The following is a 547-nucleotide window of genomic DNA, read 5'->3' as shown; positions in this document are numbered from 1 at the left end:
CGAGGCGCCGAAGGTCTCCCGGCCCGGGTGCTCGAAGACGATGTCGACGTCCTCGCCGCCGGTGAACTCGCGGATCTTGGCGCCGAGGCGCTTCCACTCACGCGGGTCCTGGGTGTGCTCGTCCTTCCAGAACTTGTAGCCCTCGGCGGAGCGGTCGATGATCGCCTCGGCGCCCATGGCGCGGCAGATCTCGGCCTTCTGGTCGTTGGAGACCACGCAGATCGGGGTCGCCCCGCCGGCCAGCGCGTACTGGGTGGCGTACGAGCCGAGGCCGCCGCTGGCGCCCCAGATCAGCACGTTGTCGCCCTGCTTCATGCCGGCGCCGTTGCGGCTGACCAGCTGGCGGTAGGCGGTGGAGTTGACCAGGCCCGGGGAGGCGGCCTCCTCCCAGGTGAGGTGCTTGGGCTTGGGCAGGAGCTGGTTGGTCTTCACCAGCGCGAGCTCGGCGAGGCCGCCGAAGTTGGTCTCGAAGCCCCAGATGCGCTGCTCCGGGTCCATCATCGTGTCGTTGTGGCCGTCCGGGGACTCCAGTTCGACCGAGAGGCAG

General features: G+C 69.7%; 1 protein-coding gene. It reads right to left on the bottom strand.

Translation table 11 applies throughout. The features are described from left to right. The coding region (locus tag VM95_RS37950) for a zinc-binding dehydrogenase (RefSeq protein WP_045706154.1) at positions 1–547 on the bottom strand (547 nt) is incomplete at both ends.

It is taken from the genome of Streptomyces rubellomurinus (assembly GCF_000961885.1).
GTDB classification, from domain to species: domain Bacteria; phylum Actinomycetota; class Actinomycetes; order Streptomycetales; family Streptomycetaceae; genus Kitasatospora; species Kitasatospora rubellomurina.
The sequence above is the reverse complement of the archived record's forward strand: the minus strand, read 5'-3'. Positions and strand labels throughout refer to the sequence as shown.